The sequence below is a fragment of the Rhodococcus sp. H-CA8f genome (assembly GCF_002501585.1).
Classification (GTDB): Bacteria; Actinomycetota; Actinomycetes; order Mycobacteriales; family Mycobacteriaceae; genus Rhodococcus_F; species Rhodococcus_F erythropolis.
This window is the reverse complement of sequence record NZ_CP023720.1, coordinates 2,965,476-2,984,207: the sequence shown is the minus strand read 5'-3', so window position 1 is coordinate 2,984,207 and position 18,732 is coordinate 2,965,476. Positions and strand designations below refer to the sequence as shown.

Sequence of the window (18,732 nt, the reverse complement as noted above, 5' to 3'; positions counted from 1 at the left end):
CGCGTAGGCCCCGAAGATTCGTCACTAGACTGGCCGAGGACACAGTCCGTTCAGCAGACATTCTTCGAGTGACCAAGGTAGGGCAAGGTACGTGGGCGAACATCGCGGCGGGTCAGGCGCCAGAGGTATCAGCAAGGGGCCGATTCTCGTCGTCGTGCTGATCGTCTTGATCGTTGCAGGCTTCTTCGGGTGGAAGGCCCTCAGCAACCGGATCGACGATCAGGGCCAGCAGGCAGCAGGTACGTGCGTCGAAGGCAACAAGACACTCGACGTCACCGCGGATCCGTCCATCGCCCCACAGATCGAGGAACTGGCCAAGCGGTACACCCAGACCTCTCCGGTCGTGCGCGATCACTGCATCACCGTCGTGGTGCACGGTGCGCCGTCCGCGTCGGTCTCGACGGCACTCGAAGCCGGTCCGGCGGCATCCTGGGACGACGCAGCATTGGGACCGCGTCCCTCCCTGTGGATCCCGACGAGCTCGTTCGAACTCGCGCCGCTGGCGGGCAAGGCCGTGATCAACGGTGATCCTCGCTCGCTCGCGAGTTCCCCGATCGTTCTGGCAACCGGCCCCGAGACCGCGGCAGCATTGGCCGGCGCAGCATCGAGTTGGAAGTCATTGCCTTCCGATCTGACGGTCGCCCTGCCGGTCGGAAGTACCGAAACCTCGATGGCCGCACAGGCAATCGCTGCCGACGTCGCCGATGCGGGTGCCGGTCCGGTCACGACGGATCAGGCGAAGTCCGCGCAGGTCAACGCTGCGCTCAGTGCGCGGGCATTGCAGTTCCAATCCTTGCCGACTCCCCCGACGTCCACCGCCGAAGCCCTCGGAGCACTGAGCGCCGGAACACCGGATTCGGTGAAAGCCGTTCCGGCCACGGAACAGTCGATAGCGCAGAGCGCGAACGCGGCGATGACGACGTACTCCCCCGCCGGCGCAACGCCAGTCGCGGACTATCCGGCGGTCATCGTCTCGGGCAGCGGAATCGACGAAACCGCCTCGCGCGCAGCGGCACAGTTTGCCGATTTCATGCGTGAGCCGAATCAGTCACAGTTGTTCGTCGGCGCCGGTTTCCGGGTCGAGGGTCAAGACCTTCCCGATCTCGGTGCGGTGTCTCCGGCCAAGATCTCGTCCACGTTGAAACCGGCTTCGGCCGAAACCGCAGCTGCGCTCGGTGACATCGTCGCCAATCCGGTCTCTCCGCGTAGTGCCACCATCCTGATGGACACGTCGGCGTCGATGGGTACCGACGACGGTGGCACTACCCGCTTGGCGAATGTTGCCTCGGCGGTGAACGCCCAATTGGGTCGCAGCCCTGACGCTTCGGACATCGGCCTTCGCGAGTTCAGCACGGGCACCGACGGAAAACCGTCCGAGCGCATCCTGGTTCCGGGCGGTTCACTGTCCGAGCCGAATCGGCGTGCCACCATCACCGATTTCCTCAACGGGCTTCGAGCCGGCGGAAAGACCTCCAAGTACCCGGCGCTTGCCAGTTCGTACAAAGCCGCGGTTGACGGTTTCGACGCGGGACGAGTCAACTCGGTGCTGCTGATCACCTCGAGTACACCTGACGAATCCACCACGACGCGAGCCGAACTGCTCAGCGCGATCGCCGCTGCGGGCAATCCGTCGCGTCCGGTACAGGTCGACGTGATCGTCGTCGGTGCGGGCGACGACGTCTCCACACTCCAAGACGTCTCGGATCGGACCGGCGGAACCTTGGTTCGCGTCGATTCGACGTCCGACCCCGCTCTCGCGGCCACAGTGACCAAGATGCTGTCCTGATGGGGCGCGTCGCGGTTTTTGCAGTCCTTCTCGCCATTCTGACCTGGTTCCTGCACCGCCGACTCGTTCGCGCCACCGGCATCCCGAGGCGATGGGCTCGTCTTGCCGACACTGCGCTTGTCGTCTTGGCGGTCTCGACGCTCATCGGGGTCGGCAGCGGCGAAATCTTCCCGACGTCCTGGGCGCGACCGATCGGATTTCTCGGATGGGTCTGGCTGGCTTCGTGGCTGTACCTGATTCCCGGACTGCTCGTGATCGGCCTGTTTGCCGGGATCAGTCGACTACGTGCACGCCGGACGGATACCACGACCGAAGTCGACCCGGCCAAGCGTCGTACGTTGCAGTTGGCTACAGCAGCAGTCACTCTCGCGGCGATCGGCACCGCCGGCTACGGCGTCTACGAGGCGTCGGGCCCCAAGATTTCACGCGTCCGCGTGCCGCTTGCTCGCCTGCCCGAGGGCTTCAACGGATACCGGATCGCCTTGATCACCGACCTGCACGTTGGACCGGCCCGCGGGGTCGACTTCACCCGCAAGGTGGTCGAAATCGTCAACGCGCAGAATGTCGATCTGATCGCGATCGGCGGCGATCTCGTGGACGGCACCGTCGCAAAAGTTGCTCCCGATCTTGCTCCGCTCGCCGATCTTCAGGCGCCGGACGGAATCTTCGGAGTCAGCGGAAACCACGAGTTCTACGCGGACGACGGTGGCAAATGGCTCGACGTGTGGGAAACATTGGGGATCACCACACTTCGCAACAGTCGCGCCTCGATCCAGCATGACGGCGACACCATCGACATCGTGGGCATCCACGACTACACGTCGCCGGCCCCGTACGAGCCGAACCTTACTGCCGCGCTCGCAGGTCGCGATCCGAATACTTTCGCCTTGCTTCTCGCGCACGAACCGCGTCAGGCGATCGAGGCGTCCGAGATGGGTATCGATCTGCAGCTGTCCGGGCACACTCACGGCGGTCAGATGTGGCCGCTGAGGTATCTCGTTCCGCTGCAGCAGCCTTCGGTGCAAGGCTTGGACAAGGTCGGAAACACAGTGCTGTACACGACGCGTGGCGCCGGGGCTTGGGGCCCGCCGGTACGCGTCGGCGCACCGCCGGAGATCACCGTTCTCGAACTCGTACGCGAGAGGTGATGATCTCCGGCGGGCACACGCCTTAGTTGCCTGCGAACGCTTCGATCGGCGGGCACGAGCAGACCAGGTTGCGGTCGCCATGTGCACCGTCGATACGACGCACGGACGGCCACACCTTCGGGCGAGCCTTGCCTCGCGGGAAGACGGCGATCTCACGCGAGTACGGGTGATCCCACTGCGCTGCAATGCTTCCGGCAGTGTGGGGAGCACCGCGTAGCGGGTTGTCCTCCACCGTCCACTCGCCGGCGCCGACGCGATCGATTTCGCCGCGAATAGCGATCATCGCCTCGCAGAACTCGTCGATCTCTTCGAGGTTCTCGCTCTCGGTGGGCTCGACCATCAGTGTGCCGACCACGGGGAAGCTCATGGTCGGTGCATGGAAACCGTAGTCGGCCAGACGCTTTGCCACGTCGTCGACGGTGACGCCAGTGTCCTTGGTCAACCCACGGAGGTCGAGGATGCACTCGTGCGCGACCATGCCGTTCTCGCCGGTGTAGAGAACCGGGAAGTACTCGTCGAGTCGACGCGCGATGTAGTTGGCCGACGCGATGGCGGTCAGGCTGGCGCGGCGCAGGCCCGCAGCACCCATCATCCGGATGTAGGTCCAGGTGATGGGCAGAATGGACGCACTGCCGTACGGCGCTGCCGAGATCGTTCCTCTACCACCGAGTTCGGGGGCCATCGGGTGTCCGGGCAAAAACGGCGTCAAGTGTGAGCGCACACCGATCGGGCCGACGCCGGGTCCGCCGCCGCCGTGCGGGATGCAGAAGGTCTTGTGCAGATTCAGGTGGCTGACGTCGCCGCCGAATCGGCCCGGACGGGCAAGGCCGACAAGCGCATTGAGGTTGGCGCCGTCGACGTACACCTGGCCACCGGCGTCGTGTACCGCTGCGCAGATGTCGGAGATCTCATGCTCGTAGACACCGTGTGTTGAAGGGTAGGTGATCATGATCGCGGCGAGACGCTCGGCGTGATCGGCGATCTTCGCGCGCAGATCGTCGACGTCGACGTCACCGTTGGGACGGCAGGCGACTACCTCGACGCGCATCCCGGCCATGACGGCAGACGCCGCGTTGGTGCCGTGAGCACTCGACGGGATGAGGCAGGTGTCGCGGTGGTCGTCGCCCCGGCTGAGGTGGTAGTTGCGGATCGCGAGCAGGCCCGCGTACTCCCCCTGGCTGCCGGCGTTGGGTTGCAGGCTGACGTTGTCATAGCCGGTGACCGCGACCAGCCAGTCTTCGAGATCCTTGATGATCTTCAGCAGACCGGGTGCATCCGACGTGGGCGCGAACGGATGGATCGCGTTGAACGCGGGCCAGGTGATGGATTCCATCTCGGCGGTCGCATTGAGCTTCATGGTGCACGAACCCAGCGGGATCATGCTGCGATCGAGGGCGATGTCCTTGTCGGAGAGCGCGCGCAGGTAGCGAAGCATTGCCGTTTCCGTACGGTAACGGGTGAAGGCTTCGTGCTGCAGGTAGTCGGAGGTGCGCTCCTGAGCAGCCGGAACCGAATTGCCCTCGGCTTCGATGGCGACAACAGCATCCTCGATCCCGAACGCGTCGAGCACGGCAAGGACGTGGTCGGCGGTGGTGGCCTCGTCGCAGGAGATACCGACATGATCGGCATCGACCAGACGCAGGTTGATCCCGGATTCCTTGGCCGCAGCGACAACGCTGGCCGCCTTACCCGGAACCTGAGCCAGCACAGTGTCGAAGAACGAATCGTGGACTACGGTCACGCCGCCCTCGCGCAGGCCGTTTGCCAACGCGTGTGCGCGGGCAGCGACGCGCAACGCAATCGCCTTGAGCCCCTCGGCGCCGTGGTAACTCGCGTACATCGCAGCGAGGATCGCGAGGAGCACCTGCGCGGTACAGATGTTGGACGTCGCCTTCTCACGGCGAATGTGCTGCTCACGTGTCTGCAGCGCGAGGCGGTATGCCTTGTCTCCGTCGGCGTCGATGGAGACGCCGACCAAACGGCCGGGCAGCTGACGCGCGTGCTTGGAGTGCACGGCCAGGTAACCGGCGTGCGGTCCGCCGTACCCCATGGGAACACCGAAGCGCTGGGTGGTGCCGAAGCACGCGTCCGCACCGAGTTCACCCGGCGAGGTGATGAGCGTCATCGCAAGAAGGTCGGCGCCGACGGCAACTAGCGCGCCGCGCTCGTGAGCTTCCGCGATGATCGAGGTGTAGTCCACGACGCGTCCCGAAGCGCCCGGGATCTGGGCGATGACACCGAAGAAATCACCCTCGGGCAGTCCGGCAGTGAGATCTGCGGAGACGATCTCGATGCCGAGCGGCTCGGCGCGTGTCTCGATGACGGCGAGGGTCTGCGGATACAGGTCCGCGTCGACGACAAAGCGTGGGGACTTGCTGCGGTTCGCGCGGCGCAGGAGCGTCATGGCTTCGGCAGCGGCGGTGGCCTCGTCGAGCATCGACGAGTTGGCCAGTTCCATGCCGGAGAGATCGGCGACCATGGTCTGGAAGTTGAGGAGGGCTTCGAGGCGGCCCTGGCTGATCTCCGGCTGATACGGGGTGTACGCGGTGTACCAGGCCGGGTTCTCGATGATGTTGCGCAACAACACCGGCGGCGTCAACGTGTCGAAGTAGCCGAGGCCGATCATCGACGTCGCGACAGTGTTCTGGGCTGCAAGTGCAGTCAGTTCGGCAAGTGCCTCGTGCTCCCCAACCGGAAGCGGCAGAGCGTCGAGTCCGGCCGCGATGCCGTTCGGGGCAGCGTCGAGGATGACGGAGGGAACGGCCTTGGTTGCCAGTTCGTCGAGTGAATCGACACCGACGAGTTCGAGGATGCGCGCGAGTTCCGCGGCGTTCGGACCGACATGGCGGTCGGCAAATATACGGCTTGCAGCGTCGATCACGACAACTCCCAGACAGATCGGAGGATCAGGACACACACCGAACTGCGGTGCGTTCCTCCCCCTCTGTCGCATGCTCGATTCCCGAGCGCCTGAGAGATTCGGTAGTGATCCGCCGATAGACGGAAGCCACAGCCTTTCCCCGTCGGCGGGTGGGTTGTCCCACCGCTTTCCAGAGGCGTCGGAGCCCGTACGGTCCTTGGTGCCTGAGAGATTGACGGGGAGGTATTGCTCCTTCGGCGCCCTGATCCCGCTCACGACTGACCTTTGAGACAAAGACTGAAACAAAGACAAGTTCGGTGAATCGGTATCCGAGGCTCTCCCGTACGCCGGCGACGCAGGCCCAGTCTAGTTGACCGAAACGCCTACCTGCACCGTGGCATCCTCCAAAGAGATGTGACGTGCGTTATCCGGTTTTGCGGCTGGCGCGATTCTTGCGTCGCGAAGCCAACTCGTCTTCCGGGTTGGGATCGCTTTCGCCGCCGTCAGCCCGCTCGGCTGGGAAGTCGGCGATCGTTCCGGTGAGTTCACGCATCGCTCCACTGACTGCGATGCCGAATACGCCTTGCCCACCCTGAAGGAGGTCGACGACCTCTTCGGGGGACGTGCATTCGTACACGGTGGTGCCGTCGGAGAACAGGGTGATGTTGGCAAGATCGCGGACGCCGCGCTTACGGAGGTGATCGACGGCGACGCGAATGTTCTGCAGTGAGATGCCGGTGTCGAGCAGACGCTTCACGATCTTCAGAACGAGGATGTCCTTGAAGGAGTACAGACGTTGGCTACCGGATCCGGCAGCGCCACGGATCGACGGAACAACCAACGACGTCCGTGCCCAGTAGTCGAGTTGGCGGTACGTGATCCCGGCGATCTGGCACGCACTGGGTACTCGATATCCGACGAGGTCGTCGGGGATGGAATCGTCCGGGAACAGGCCTGGCTGCAGCTCTTCGGAAGACATTTCTGCAGTCGGCTCGGCACTATCGGCTATGCCCGTTCCGCGCTCATTCGACTGTTCTTCCACTGCCGTCTCCCTCTCGCTTCGCCATCATGTAACCAACCTGTGCTATCAGCAGTCACGAGAATCCCGTGCCGACCGAACTTTCAGATGTGAATCCAAGGCAGGTAATTCCATGAGTGGACTTACCCAGAGTACGCCTCGATCGACAAGGCGAGAAGATCTCCACCGCACGCAACGGTAAGACCACGAGGGTGCTCGGTCAACGCAACACGCCGACCGAGACTCAACCTCTACTTGAGAGTTGAAGACTAAAGCCTGATTACGGACAAACAGGACTAACCGTCAGTGGCTTTGAAGTCGTCCGGCGAGATGGTGTCAAGGAATTCCTTGAACTTCTCGACCTCGTCTTCGCGCTCGTCGGGAATGACCAGACCGGCCTCGGCGAGAACAGCCTCCGACGCGAAGATCGGAACGCCGATGCGCAGGGCCAATGCAATCGAGTCCGACGGACGTGCCGAGACGGTGGTCTGCTCGTCGAAGACGAGATCCGCGTAGAAGGTGCCCTCTTGCAGGTCCACGATCCGCACTTCCTTGAGGCTCCGACCGAATGATTCGATCAAGATCTTGATCAGGTCATGAGTCAGCGGTCGCGCCGGCTCGACTCCCTGTTGTTCGAGAACAATCGCGGTAGCTTCGGTTTGCCCGATCCAGATCGGCAGGTACCGATCGCCGTCGGACTCTCGCAGCAACAGGACCGGCTGATTCTGAGGCTGCTCGACACGAACTCCGATCACACGCATTTCGCCCATCGAGCTTGCCTCCAACCTGACGTGATCCAGCCGACCGACTCCGATGCGGTCGTACTGAAATTCTATTCGAGTGTGCCCCGCTGATCGAGGAACTCAGCGATCGAGACTTCCCCGAACCGCCGACTTGACCAGACATGTGTGCAATGTCAGCGACAGCGCAGCCAGTTCCCGGACCATTTCCTCGGCACGATCACGTGCTCCGGCGTCACGACCCTTGGCAACCGGTCCGGCGATCTGGGTCACGAGTCCCGCTTCACGATCAGCAGCCAACTTGAACGCCCGCAGATGACGAACCTCCAAGCCGTACTCGGACATCGCCTTCGCGGTGCGCGCCAGCGTCACGGCGTCCTCGTCGAAGAAGCCCGCTGCGCCGGGAACGACCAAACCGGTACGGATCAGATCGGTCAGAAACCGATCGTCGATGTCGGCGCGAGCGAGAAGGTCCTGACGACCGACTCGAACTTCGCGATCGACCCGGAAAGCCTCGGGTGAGACATCGCCCGTAGCGATCGACAGGACGCGAGCACGACGAGGCGCAGGAACTTCTGCACTCACCGTCGCTGCGCCGCTGTCGATCGCTTCGAGTTGTTCTTTGATCACTTTGAGCGGCAGGTACTGATCGCGTTGAGCGGTCAGCACGAAGCGAAGACGCTCGCAGTCCTCGACAGAGAATCTGCGGTATCCCGACGGTGTCCGTTGTGGGCTGATCAAGCCCTCGGACTCAAGGAAACGGATCTTCGAAATCGTCACGTCGGGAAAATCTGGACGCAACCGATCCAGCACGGAACCAATCGACATTCCGGGCTGGCTCTGCTGCCGCACTGCCGTCATTAGCTACCCGCACCTGCTGACGACTCGCCGACCTGCGAACCGCCGGCACGAGGGCCGGTGAGGAACACCAGACGGAACTTGCCAATCTGAACCTCGTCACCGTTCGCGAGAACTGCCGAATCGACAGGCTCACGGTTGACGTAGGTGCCGTTCAGGCTTCCGACGTCGACGACGTGGAAATCTGCATCTTCCTGACGGAACTCGGCGTGACGACGGCTGACGGTCACGTCGTCGAGGAAGATGTCGCTGTCCGGGTGCCGACCTGCCGACGTCGTCGGCTGATCGAGCAAAAAGCGGGATCCTGCATTCGGTCCCCGCTTGACCACCAGAAGGGCGGCTCCGGCGGGAAGGCCTTCCACGCCCGAAACCGGCTGCTCGGCGGCCGGTGCTGCAGAGGAGGTGTTGTCGAGCTCATTGAGGAAGTCCGCACGGAAAACCGAAGTGGTCTCCGCCGGCGACTCCCCATAGCCCGCGTCGTTACCGTTCTCGCTCACTGTTTCTCCTCCTGGGTCAATCATCCAGATCATGAATCACTGGACTACGCAGTGCACTTTCTTCACGAGCATCTTTCACAGTCACGTTCGATACGGCCCTGCGCCCCGACTCGGCACATGCGTACCTAACGACCGTACCCTGCGCAGACCGCCGCGTGCAGCGAGACAGGCCGCGACACAACACGAGTTGGCCGGTCCACGCGCAGGTTTTCTACTCGGACGTGAGTCCCTTGTATGCCTCCGCGTCCAGCGTTGCCGCGAGTGCGGCGTCGAGTGTGGCCTCGTCGGCGACCTCGAGCTCGACCAACCAACCCGTGTTGTACGGATCGGTGTTGACGAGGTCAGGCTGTCCGTCCAATTCACCGTTGGCTGCAAGAACTTTCGCAGTGAACGGAGCAAAGATGTCGGAGACGCTCTTGGTCGACTCGACCTCACCGAGCGATTCACCGGCGGTCACGTCTTCGTCGACAGCGGGAAGCTGGACGAACACGACGTCACCGAGCTGCGACTGAGCAAAGTCGGTGATACCGACTCGAACTGAGGTCGGGCCGGTCCGCTTCACCCACTCGTGCTCCGCGGTGTAGCGCAGATCGGTAGGTGTATCGAGCTCACTCACAGTGGCTTCCTTTCACAGGCCGTCCGAAAGTCGGACGCAAAAGATCAATTTCCGGGTTGAGCGTATTGGCGCGGATTCAATTGTCGCAAGACGGAGATCGTGACCTGCTGCGATTGGTCGACTGAGGAAGTTCCGCCGTTGCGTGCGACGTTGTCGAAAACGCCTCCGGGAATGTTCAACGCTGCTGCCAACGTCGGTGGATCCCCGATCGCGGTCACAGTGTACGGCTGCTCGATCCGGGTTCCGTCCAATTCGATCTCGCCGCCGCGCCCACTCACCCACGAGTTCACGCCGATACGAATGGGTTCGCCGTTCGCACCTGCGATCGAGATGGCTTCGGCCCCGGCAGCACGTAGTTCCTGGATGAGATCGAGAATCACTTCGGAGCCGACGCCCCCTGCTGGATCCGTCAGGGTCATCGTCACACCCGGTCCGGTAGCAGGAGCGGTCCCCACCTGAATGGAGAGCGAGGTCAGCCGCGCCCGCGCCTCGTCGAGCGCTGCGCCGGTGTTGCCGCCGGCTTCCAAAGTGGCAAGCGATTCCTGAAGATTCGCGACTTCCTGCCTCAGCGCGGCTTCACGCCGATTCAAGTTGTCGAGAACCACCAGGAGGTCGGCAGGGCGCGCGGCGTCGAGTGAATCTCCGGCCACGGTGCTGCGTACCTGTGTGGCAATCGCGACACCGAGCACACCCAGAAGCACGGCGGCGAGGATCGCGAACACCACGTTCGTGCGATGTTTCGACGGCGAACGCAACTCGTGACGACCTTCTCCCGTAGTCGTCACTGGTGGTTCTTCGGGGTCAGTCGCTGCGTGGTCGGACATGGCTCACGCTCCGAACAGTCGTCGTCGCAATGCCGCTGCGTTGCCGAAGATCCGGATACCCAGCACGACGACGATTGCCGTCGAGAGTTGAGTACCCACACCCAACTGATCGCCGAGCCAGACGATCAACGACGCGACGAGCACGTTGAAGACGAAGGAGACCACGAACACCTTTGCGTCGAATATCTCGTCCAGATACGCGCGTAGTCCGCCGAAGACGGCGTCGAGTGCCGCAACGACAGCAATCGGAAGATAGGGCTGGATGACGTCGGGCACCTGCGGGCTGAAAACGACGCCCAAGACGATGCCGACGACCAGTGCTGCGAGTCCGTACAGGGCGGAACCGGCCTTCATCGAACTCCTTCTGTCACTTGGGTTCTGTGGGTTCTGTTGCCACCCGGACCGCACGAGGCGTCGCGGGCGGCAGTGTCAACGATTCGTCCTCGGCCACTGCGAAACCGACTCCGTACAGTTGCGAGACGCTCGACATTCTCACGTAGGCGTCGCTGACGACGAACTCTCGCTGCAGCGCGCGCGTGTCGCCGATCGCCTCGACGCGGTACGGCGAGAAGACAGGTTGGTTGTCGACGAGCATCGCGCCGCCCGCCTGACGGATGGTCACCGTCGGCCCGATTCGCACGCCGCCGACGGCGATTGCCTCCGCTCCGCCAGCCCACAGGGCGTTGACGACGGTCTGCAGATCGCGATCGAGGACAACTGTCTTACCGCCGACGCTGCGCTGGGACGCATCCGAGAGGTTCGGGCGCCCGGCCGGGTCAGTCAACGTCACCACCAGCCCCTCCCCGTGAACGGCTTCGGCTCCCGCGCCGGATTCGACCGCTCGCAATTGATCGAGGACCGCGCTGCCTCTGGCATCGCCTTCGAGCGCCACGCCACGGGCGGCGTCGACGTCGCCGCCGAGTGAATCGCGGGACGCGGCCAGCGAATCGATTCGATCCTCCGCGTCACGGACCTTGGCGACCAACTCGCTTCGAACCTCCTCGGTGCCGGTCACCTGCTTGGTGGCCTGAACTGCAGAGACCGTGACGATGAACCCGATCAACAGTGCACCGAGGGCCAGCCACGGCCCCGTCTTCGAGGATCTGTTCGTCGTGTGCTCGTGTTGGCGTTCGAATGCCGTCGCTTCGTAGCCCGGATCGAGATGTTCGGTCATGAGCGACCGAAGCAGCGACGGTACCGGGTTACGACGGACGTCCTCCCCGGTCGACTTCATCGGCGCACGACCTCGTGCGTTCGCGCAACGTCAACGGCTTTGAGCACGTAGATCGCGGCAGTCCACACGTACAGGACGGTTCCCCAGATCAGGAAAGCGAAACCGAAGGCATGGGTGAACGGTCCGATGGCCCAGTCTCCGTGTCCGGCAAGAATCAAGGGCAGCGCGAACATCAGGAGGAAGGTCGCAGCCTTGCCGAGGTAGATGACCTCGGGCGGCGGCAGTCCACGCCGGCGGTAGATCGGCAGCGTCAACGCGAGTAGAAGATCACGGCCGATCAAAATCGCCGCGACCCACCAGGGAATGAAATCGCGGGCGACGAAGGTGACCAGCGTCGTGACGACGTAGAGACGGTCGACCAGCGGGTCGAGAAGCGCTCCCAGACGCGAGGTCTGCCCGAGCACCCTGGCCAACTTGCCGTCGAGCCAGTCGGTGAACCCGCTGAGCATCAGCAGCGCCAATGCCCAGCCGTCCGAGTGCGTGACGAGCAGCAGGTAGGCGAACAGCGGCAGAGCGAGTAGACGCACGATACTGAGCACGTTGGGAACAGTGAGAATCCGATCCGTGGGGACCAGTTCTTGTTCGCCAGAGTTCACTGCACACACCTCGCGTCTTTCGATTGCCGTGCGGCCAGCTTTCCACAGCACGACGGACTATTCGCCGAGGCGCCGTAGCCCGAACTGTCCCGAGCGTGTCGAGCTGACCTTATCGCCAGGCGAACACCGGCTGCTCGAGGTTGTCGATGCGCGTGTTCCGTCCGTTCAGCACTTCGCGGAACTGATAGATGACGGCTCCGGTCGGCGCATGGATCAGGCTCGTTCGGAAAGGCCATTGGATCACCGGGTTCGGTGATTCCTCGATGGTGACGAAGCGCGAGTCCACGTCGAGTTCCTCCGACGTCACGGCATACACCTGGGCCACCTCGTCGGAATTGGGTACCAGTCCCCCGATGTCCTCACCGGACCAGACGACGAACGGTCGGATCACAAATCCCGAACGGGTGACGTAGTCGTCGAGCCGGCCGATGATGTTCGACTCAGGGACGTCGACGCCCAACTCTTCGGACAGCTCCCGAACCGCTGCTTGTTCGGAAGACTCACCCGGGTCGACGCTTCCGCCTGGCAACGCGAACTGACCGGGGTGAGCGCGCATCTTGCTCGGCCGCTTCGTCACCGGGAACACGGGTGTTCCGTCCGCAGTCCGCATGACGACGATGACCACCGACGCCGAGCGCCTTCCGTCCAATTCGACCGACCGAGGTTCGAAAGCGGCAAGTGAGGCGACCAGGTGGTCCCGATTCAGTAAATCTCCGTTCACCATGGCTCGACAGTAGCGCCACGAGACTGAGACCCCCAGCCAGTCTCGTCCATTTTGACCGCTTCGCCTGATTATCGGTCTGTATTCCTGTCATGCTGAACAGGCAGAATCCACCGTGCGGCATGGCGAGAAGAGAACCTCGATGGCTGAGCAGTCCCAGACCCCCACCCCGCAGACCGACCAGAGCGCGCCTGGCGCGCCGAATCGGGCCTCTCGCTTTGCCTCCGACGCGCTGAGCGTCCTGCGGCGCGTGCCGTTCACCTCGATCGTCGTGCTCACCATCACCGTCGTCGGGATCGCGACCGGCGCCTTGTGGAATCACGTCCGTACCTACTCGTGGTTCGACGACATCGCCTACGGAGTCCCTGCCTTGCAGGAAGGTAAGTGGTGGACTCTCGTCACGGGTTGGTTCTTCGGATTGACGCCGGGTCAGTATGTTTCGATCATCGTCGTTTTTGCCTTTGCGGTCGGCTGGTGCGAGTGGCGCCTGGGAACCAAGAACGCGGCCATCGTCACGATCAGCGGTCAGTTGGCGGGCGAACTGGGTGCATCGCTCCTCCTCTGGGCGGGCAGCCACACCGATTGGGATTGGGCTCGCAACCTCGCCACCCACCGCGACGTCGGCGTCACCACCGCAATCATCGCCGCACTCGCCGCGACCACCGCAACTCTGCGCTCGCCCTGGCGAATGCGAGTGCGCGCCATCCTGTGCGCGTACATCGCGATCGCCTTTCTCTTCGAAGGTCGCCTCGCCGACGTACAGCACCTCATCGCGGTCGCGATCTTCCTTCCGGTCGGCGAAAAGTTCTTCGGTGACGGAGAGCGCGGGTTCATCCCCCGAACGCGACGCGAGATCCGTCTGCTCGGATTCATCGGCCTGCTCCTGATCGGAGTGGTCGAGATCGCCGTGTGGTTGTTCCCCGGCAGTGGACCCTTCGGGCCGACGGAAGCCGAAACCGGTTCGGGCTGGACCGCATTGGTCGACGTGATCATCGTTGCACTGATCGCGGATCAGTTGCGACGAGGTCGCCGCTGGGCCTGGTGGGTTGCCGTGGTGTTCGGCTCTCTGACGGTCTTGGCCACCGCCCTCGTCCTCGGTTCGGTCATCTTCTTCGACTACGAAAGCGCCGGAGCCGTCACGGTCGGTACCGCGCTGCTCTGGCTTCTCGAACTCATCTTGTTGATCAAGGGCCGTCACGCTTTTCACGTGCCGATGCGGCGCAAGATTCGAGGCGGACCGCTGTCCGGGAACGATCCTCGCGCCACTGCGCGGGAACTGCTCAAACAGCACGGCGGCGGAACCATGTCGTGGATGACGACGTGGGACGGCAACAGTTACTACTTCGGTGAGTCGGGTGAGAGTGTCGTTGCATTCCAACGGCATGTCGGTGTCGTCGTGGTGCTGGCCGATCCGATAGCGAGCCCCGAGCGACTTGCCGCGGCGGTCGACGAGTTCACGACGATGTCCGAAGCCAACGGCCTCACTCCCTGCTTGTTCTCCGTAGGAAAGGAAACAGCCGATGCCGCCACACGGCGGGGGTGGCGCACCGTTCAGGTCGCCGAGGACACGATCGTCGACCTGCCGGAATTGCAGTTCACCGGAAAGTCCTGGCAGGACATCCGCTCGGCGCTCAACAAGGCCAAGAAGGACGACATCACCTTCCGGATGACAACACTGGCAGACGAGCCGTTCTCCGTATTGGCTCAGGTGCGCGCTATATCCGAGGAATGGGTGGGCGACAAGGGACTCCCCGAGATGGGGTTCACCCTCGGCAGCGTCGAGGAGGCGCTCGATCGCGACGTCCGGGTCGGTTTGGCCGTCGACCCGACGGGAAGTATTCACGGCGTCACCTCGTGGTTGCCGGTGTACGGCGAAGGCGGCGTGGTCCGGGGTTGGACGCTCGACGTCATGCGTCGACGCCCGGACGGCTTCCGGCCGGTGGTCGAGTTCCTCATCGCATCGTCGGCCCTCGAATTCAAAGAACAAGGTGCCCAATTCGTCTCACTGTCCGGCGCGCCGCTGGCCCGCAGCGACGACGGCGCCGACGCCGCATCGATGGACCGCCTGCTCGACATGCTCGGAGCCGCGATGGAACCGCTCTACGGCTTCCGGTCTCTTCACGCGTTCAAGAAGAAGTTCAAGCCGAGATACGAACCCGTTTTCCTGTGTTTCCGCGACGAGGCCGACCTGCCTCGAATCGGAATCGCGCTCACGCGTGCTTACCTTCCGGACGCGACGGCTCCTCAGCTGATCAAGCTCGCCACCAGCAAGAGCTGACGCCGTGCGGTCCTGGTTCGAGCACACGGTCGTCGACACCGGCAGACTCCCGCTGTTCTTCCTTCTGCTCGCCTTTGTCCTGACGTTCCTGTTCATTCGGTTCAGCGTTCGAATGATCCGAGCTGAGGTCTCGTGGTGGCCAGGCAATGTCACGCCCGGTGGAATGCACATCCACCACATGGTTTTCGGTTTGATGATGATGCTCGTGTCCGGCTTTGCCTTCATCGCTCTGGCCGACTATCACACGCCGATCGCCAACTGTGTTCTTGCGTCGGTGTTCGGTATCGGCAGCGCGCTGGTCCTCGACGAGTACGCACTCGTGCTACATCTGCGCGACGTCTACTGGGCCGAGGAGGGTCGCTCGTCGATCGACGCGGTGTTCGTTGCCATCGCGATCTCGTTCCTTTTCCTTCTCGGAGTCCACCCGATCGGGTTCGCCGGAGAGTTCGACCCGTATGAGCAGGACCGTAGCCTGGCGACGTTGATCGGCGTTGTCGTCGCGATCGTGATCCAACTCGGACTCGCCGTGATCACGTTGATGAAGGGCAAACTCTGGACCGGCTTGATCGGACTGTTCTTCACCCCACTTCTGTTGGTCGGAGCAATTCGGTTGAGTCGCCCGGGTGCGCCGTGGGCGCGTTCGCGTTACCGCGACAAGCCCGCCAAGATGAGCCGGGCAGTCGCCCGTGAGCAGCGGTATCGCGAGCCGATGATCCACGCGAAGATCTACGTTCAGGAAACGGTGTCGGGAAGTTTCGGTTCCACTCCCCCGACCCCACCACCGCTCCCCGTCGTCGACACCACGACGCCTACGACGAAAGTCGGACTATCACGGCGGCTTTCGGACAGAATTCGCTGGCGCCGAACTCGCCGACGATTACGAACAGTCCCGGTCTGGCGCCTCCCCGTGATCCTCGTCGTGCTGTCCGTCGTCACCGCGAACATCCTCGTCGGAATCGACGGAGACCTGGTGAGCGACGGCGACGTCGGTACCATTTCCGAGGGCGTGGACGCCGGGGCCACCGCAACGCTGCTCAGCGTCATCGCCGGCGGGATGATCACTCTCACCGGTCTGGTGTTCACCGCCATCACCCTCGCAATGCAGTTCGGCGCCTCGCAGATTTCGGTGCGGGTGGTCCCGATGCTTGCGCAACAGCGAGTGATGCGGTGGTCGATCGGCATGTTTCTGGCCACGTTCGTCTTCTCCTTGATCATTGCGCTCGATCTGGCGCTCGATTCGGAGAATTCCTCACCGACCATCTCCACGGCGATCGCACTGCTTCTGGCATTGGCCAGTGCGATCCTGTTCATCGCGTTGGTGGCGAAGGTCGGGTCGATCCTCAATTCCAGTCGGTTGCTGCGTTGGATAGCGGCCCAGGGTCGCAGCGCGACGATTCGTGCCTATCCGCTGTACGAGGACTTACCTTCCGGCGCACCGAAACCCAGTCAGCCGCTCCCCCTCCCCCAACCGCGCGAGTCCGAAACCTCCGAGAGCGCCGACGCACTGGTGATTCGCCTGCGCCACCTCTCACCCGACGGCCGGATTCTGCTGGCGATCGATCTCGCACGACTGCAGCGGTTGGCGAGCCGCTGGGACGTCTCGGTCGAGGTCGTCCCCAGCATCGGCGAGTTCGTCGCCCAGAACGCGCCCCTCTTCGAGGTACGCGGACCGTCGCTGAAGGTACGTCCTGATACCTTGATGTCGTGCTTGATCTTCGGTGACACGCACAGCCCGGTCGTCAGCCCCGGTGCAGCGCTTCAGTCGATCGTGGACATCGCGCTCAAGGCACTGTCACCCGCCATCAACGACCCGGGCCGAGCCGTGCAGGCTCTCGACCACATCGAAGATCTTCTGGTACTTCTCGCCCCGCGGGTCCGCTTCGACACGTCAACCTCGGATCTCACGCTGATCCGAGGGCAGCAACGCACCTGGACCGATTACGTGTCCGTCGCCACCGACGAGATCCGGCACTTCAGTACCAATTCCGCGCAGGTCCAGCGCCGTCTACGCGCGGTATTCGCGACCTTGCTCGAAGCCTGCCCGCCGGACCAGCACCCTCCGCTACTCGAGCGCGTCGACGCACTCGATGCGCAATTGACCCGAGAATGGACCGGCGCACTCGACCTTCGGCTCGCGAGTGTGGCAGATCCGCAGGGATTGGGCTCCGAAGCCGGGGCGACCGGAAGAATTCACCCGCTGATCATCGGGTCTTCGGAACTTCCAGACGAACGTTCATCCGGGCAGGCCGAGTCGCGTTCCCAGCCAACCTAATTGACTCGCCAGTCCAGCCGACCACACCTGGAAGCTGTGTCCTCCGTCGACCTCGGCGTACTGGACGTCCATCCCTGCGGCTTTTGCGGCTTCGTAGAGCGTTTGAAGACCTGGGCGGTAGTCGTTGTCCTGTTTGCCGACCACGAACACTCCGGCGCTGTCGGGGAACTTCTTCTCCCGGAGCAGATCCTGCGGATTCACTGCCACGAACGCGGCTTCGTTACCGCCGAACGCTGCATCGACCGTCTGCTTCCGATCACCGAGGGTGGGTTCGATCTGACCGGACAGATCCAGGAACGTCGGATATACCGCGGGGAAGTTCGTTGCCATCTGGAACGCGCAGGTACCGCCGTAGGAAAGTCCCCCGATCGCCCACTTCCTCGGGTCGGGATCCACCTGGAGGTTCCCGCGCACCCAGTCGGGGACATCGCGCGAAAGGTACGTTGCGACGTTCCCGAGTTGGGAATCGACGCAGAGCGGATTCGCCAGTTCCGACCCGGTCCCGTCAGCAACGACGACAACGGGAGCCAAGCCCGAATGCGCAGCGGCGTAGGCATCCATGGTCTGGACGAGACGTCCGCCCTGTAGCCAGTCCTCGGGCGCGCCTGGTTGGCCGGCAAGCAGTACCAACACCGGCAACTCCGGTCGTGGGTTGGTGAAATACGCGGGCGGTAGGTAGATCTCGGCGTCGCGGGCGCTGAATCCGGAGACCGTCCCCGCAATCGTGACCGTGCTGACCTTGCCGGCCGACGGCATGTCCGCTGGAGCCTTCCATTGCGAAACCGGTACCGCCCCGTCCTTGCCGTCGTCCAGGTCGGCGAGTGAAACCTTCTCCGCGTCCGAGAGTCCCAGCGCTGTTCCCAACGTCGGATACGACTGGAACTGCAGATTCACGTGAGCCGCGCTCGACACGACCACCAGGAGCACGGAGACCACGGTGAGCACGCGGCCGTCGATCCGCGTCGCCGCAAAGACCCGCGAAACACCCAGCAGCACGCCGAGAATGCCCAACCCGATCCACACGTAGACCGGACGGGCAATCGGATCGGGGAACGGGTGCCACACCTTCTCGATCAGCCAGTACAGCACGAGAGTGATCGCAATTGCCGCGACGATGCAGACCGGAATCGAGATCAGCACGTGACGCCTCGATCTCGAGAAGATCAGCCACAGAAGTGCCAGAATTCCGAGCACCGTCACCACGGGCGGAACCGGGCCCGTGACCAGCGACAGATCCGTGATCGTGTGCACGTCGTCTCCCGTCGCAGCCCTGTTTAGACAATA

Annotated in this window: 16 protein-coding genes and 1 riboswitch; of the genes, 4 read left to right on the top strand and 12 right to left on the bottom strand. The window is 63.3% G+C overall.

The annotated features are described in order from the left end of the window. Positions 1–91 precede the first annotated feature (91 nt). Together CPI83_RS13960 and CPI83_RS13955 are read left to right on the top strand one after the other, a co-directional pair. Positions 92–1,786, top strand: a complete 1,695-nt coding sequence (locus CPI83_RS13960) for a VWA domain-containing protein (RefSeq protein ID WP_097387351.1) — start codon at positions 92–94, stop codon at positions 1,784–1,786. Beyond that, positions 1,786–2,934 carry a metallophosphoesterase gene (locus tag CPI83_RS13955; protein WP_097387350.1) on the top strand — a complete coding sequence of 383 codons (1,149 nt, stop codon included), beginning with the start codon at positions 1,786–1,788 and terminating at the stop codon, positions 2,932–2,934. The genes CPI83_RS13960 and CPI83_RS13955 overlap by 1 nt, the downstream gene beginning before the upstream one ends. Positions 2,935–2,956: 22 nt before the next feature. Here the strand turns inward: CPI83_RS13955 and gcvP are convergent, their stop codons facing one another. The 11 genes from gcvP to CPI83_RS13900 form a co-directional block, all read right to left on the bottom strand. Beyond that, a complete protein-coding gene (gene gcvP, locus CPI83_RS13950; RefSeq protein ID WP_092763953.1) occupies positions 2,957–5,815 on the bottom strand; it encodes an aminomethyl-transferring glycine dehydrogenase in 2,859 nt (952 codons plus the stop codon). Between the two features lie 53 nt (positions 5,816–5,868). Further along, positions 5,869–5,998: riboswitch (glycine riboswitch) on the bottom strand. 220 nt (positions 5,999–6,218) lie between these two features. Beyond that, on the bottom strand, positions 6,219–6,773 hold the full coding sequence (locus CPI83_RS13945; protein ID WP_021344354.1) for a MerR family transcriptional regulator: 555 nt from the start codon (positions 6,771–6,773) through the stop codon (positions 6,219–6,221). Positions 6,774–7,108: 335 nt separating this feature from the next. Next, a complete protein-coding gene (locus CPI83_RS13940) occupies positions 7,109–7,582 on the bottom strand; it encodes a bifunctional nuclease family protein (RefSeq protein WP_003946194.1) in 474 nt (157 codons plus the stop codon). A gap of 93 nt (positions 7,583–7,675) precedes the next feature. Beyond that, on the bottom strand, positions 7,676–8,413 hold the full coding sequence (locus tag CPI83_RS13935) for a MerR family transcriptional regulator (RefSeq protein WP_003946161.1): 738 nt from the start codon (positions 8,411–8,413) through the stop codon (positions 7,676–7,678). Then, a complete protein-coding gene (gene garA, locus CPI83_RS13930; RefSeq protein ID WP_003946166.1) occupies positions 8,413–8,907 on the bottom strand; it encodes a glycogen accumulation regulator GarA in 495 nt (164 codons plus the stop codon). The genes CPI83_RS13935 and garA overlap by 1 nt, the downstream gene beginning before the upstream one ends. A 211-nt stretch (positions 8,908–9,118) precedes the next feature. Next, positions 9,119–9,523: a glycine cleavage system protein GcvH gene (gene gcvH / locus CPI83_RS13925; RefSeq protein WP_019748557.1), complete on the bottom strand. Its 405-nt coding sequence runs from the start codon at positions 9,521–9,523 to the stop codon at positions 9,119–9,121. 44 nt (positions 9,524–9,567) lie between these two features. After that, a complete protein-coding gene (locus CPI83_RS13920) occupies positions 9,568–10,347 on the bottom strand; it encodes a DUF881 domain-containing protein (RefSeq protein ID WP_019748558.1) in 780 nt (259 codons plus the stop codon). A 3-nt stretch (positions 10,348–10,350) separates the two neighbouring features. Beyond that, the gene (locus CPI83_RS13915) at positions 10,351–10,701 is read right to left on the bottom strand and encodes a DUF1290 domain-containing protein (RefSeq protein WP_003946178.1); all 351 of its coding nucleotides are present in this window, start codon (positions 10,699–10,701) and stop codon (positions 10,351–10,353) included. Positions 10,702–10,714: 13 nt separating this feature from the next. Further along, positions 10,715–11,581 (bottom strand): DUF881 domain-containing protein, encoded by an 867-nt coding sequence (locus tag CPI83_RS13910; RefSeq protein ID WP_092763951.1) that lies wholly within the window; start codon positions 11,579–11,581, stop codon positions 10,715–10,717. After that, positions 11,578–12,177, bottom strand: a complete 600-nt coding sequence (locus tag CPI83_RS13905; RefSeq protein ID WP_020907837.1) for a CDP-alcohol phosphatidyltransferase family protein — start codon at positions 12,175–12,177, stop codon at positions 11,578–11,580. The genes CPI83_RS13910 and CPI83_RS13905 overlap by 4 nt, the downstream gene beginning before the upstream one ends. A 109-nt stretch (positions 12,178–12,286) precedes the next feature. Then, positions 12,287–12,901 carry a CoA pyrophosphatase gene (locus CPI83_RS13900; RefSeq protein WP_021333501.1) on the bottom strand — a complete coding sequence of 205 codons (615 nt, stop codon included), beginning with the start codon at positions 12,899–12,901 and terminating at the stop codon, positions 12,287–12,289. Between the two features lie 139 nt (positions 12,902–13,040). Between CPI83_RS13900 and CPI83_RS13895 the strand changes: the two genes are divergently transcribed. Both CPI83_RS13895 and CPI83_RS13890 read left to right on the top strand, forming a co-directional pair. Continuing rightward, entirely contained in the window at positions 13,041–15,176 is a 2,136-nt protein-coding gene (locus tag CPI83_RS13895; RefSeq protein WP_029538163.1) for a DUF2156 domain-containing protein, read from the top strand. A 4-nt stretch (positions 15,177–15,180) separates the two neighbouring features. Next, positions 15,181–17,448 carry a DUF2254 family protein gene (locus CPI83_RS13890; protein ID WP_097387349.1) on the top strand — a complete coding sequence of 756 codons (2,268 nt, stop codon included), beginning with the start codon at positions 15,181–15,183 and terminating at the stop codon, positions 17,446–17,448. Here CPI83_RS13890 and CPI83_RS13885 read toward each other — a convergent pair. Next, positions 17,410–18,699: an alpha/beta hydrolase-fold protein gene (locus CPI83_RS13885; protein WP_007731985.1), complete on the bottom strand. Its 1,290-nt coding sequence runs from the start codon at positions 18,697–18,699 to the stop codon at positions 17,410–17,412. The two genes, CPI83_RS13890 and CPI83_RS13885, sit on opposite strands and share 39 nt — an antisense overlap. Positions 18,700–18,732 lie beyond the last annotated feature (33 nt).

What these genes read in the sequence shown, in the direction of transcription:
- CPI83_RS13915 (WP_003946178.1), bottom strand. Translation starts at nt 10,701, where the DNA reads ATGAAGGCCGGTTCCGCCCTGTACGGACTCGCAGCACTGGTCGTCGGC.
- CPI83_RS13955 (WP_097387350.1), top strand. Translation starts at nt 1,786, where the DNA reads ATGGGGCGCGTCGCGGTTTTTGCAGTCCTTCTCGCCATTCTGACCTGG.
- CPI83_RS13895 (WP_029538163.1), top strand. Translation starts at nt 13,041, where the DNA reads ATGGCTGAGCAGTCCCAGACCCCCACCCCGCAGACCGACCAGAGCGCG.
- CPI83_RS13935 (WP_003946161.1), bottom strand. Translation starts at nt 8,413, where the DNA reads ATGACGGCAGTGCGGCAGCAGAGCCAGCCCGGAATGTCGATTGGTTCC.
- CPI83_RS13900 (WP_021333501.1), bottom strand. Translation starts at nt 12,901, where the DNA reads ATGGTGAACGGAGATTTACTGAATCGGGACCACCTGGTCGCCTCACTT.
- CPI83_RS13910 (WP_092763951.1), bottom strand. Translation starts at nt 11,581, where the DNA reads ATGAAGTCGACCGGGGAGGACGTCCGTCGTAACCCGGTACCGTCGCTG.
- CPI83_RS13945 (WP_021344354.1), bottom strand. Translation starts at nt 6,773, where the DNA reads ATGTCTTCCGAAGAGCTGCAGCCAGGCCTGTTCCCGGACGATTCCATC.
- CPI83_RS13920 (WP_019748558.1), bottom strand. Translation starts at nt 10,347, where the DNA reads ATGTCCGACCACGCAGCGACTGACCCCGAAGAACCACCAGTGACGACT.
- CPI83_RS13940 (WP_003946194.1), bottom strand. Translation starts at nt 7,582, where the DNA reads ATGGGCGAAATGCGTGTGATCGGAGTTCGTGTCGAGCAGCCTCAGAAT.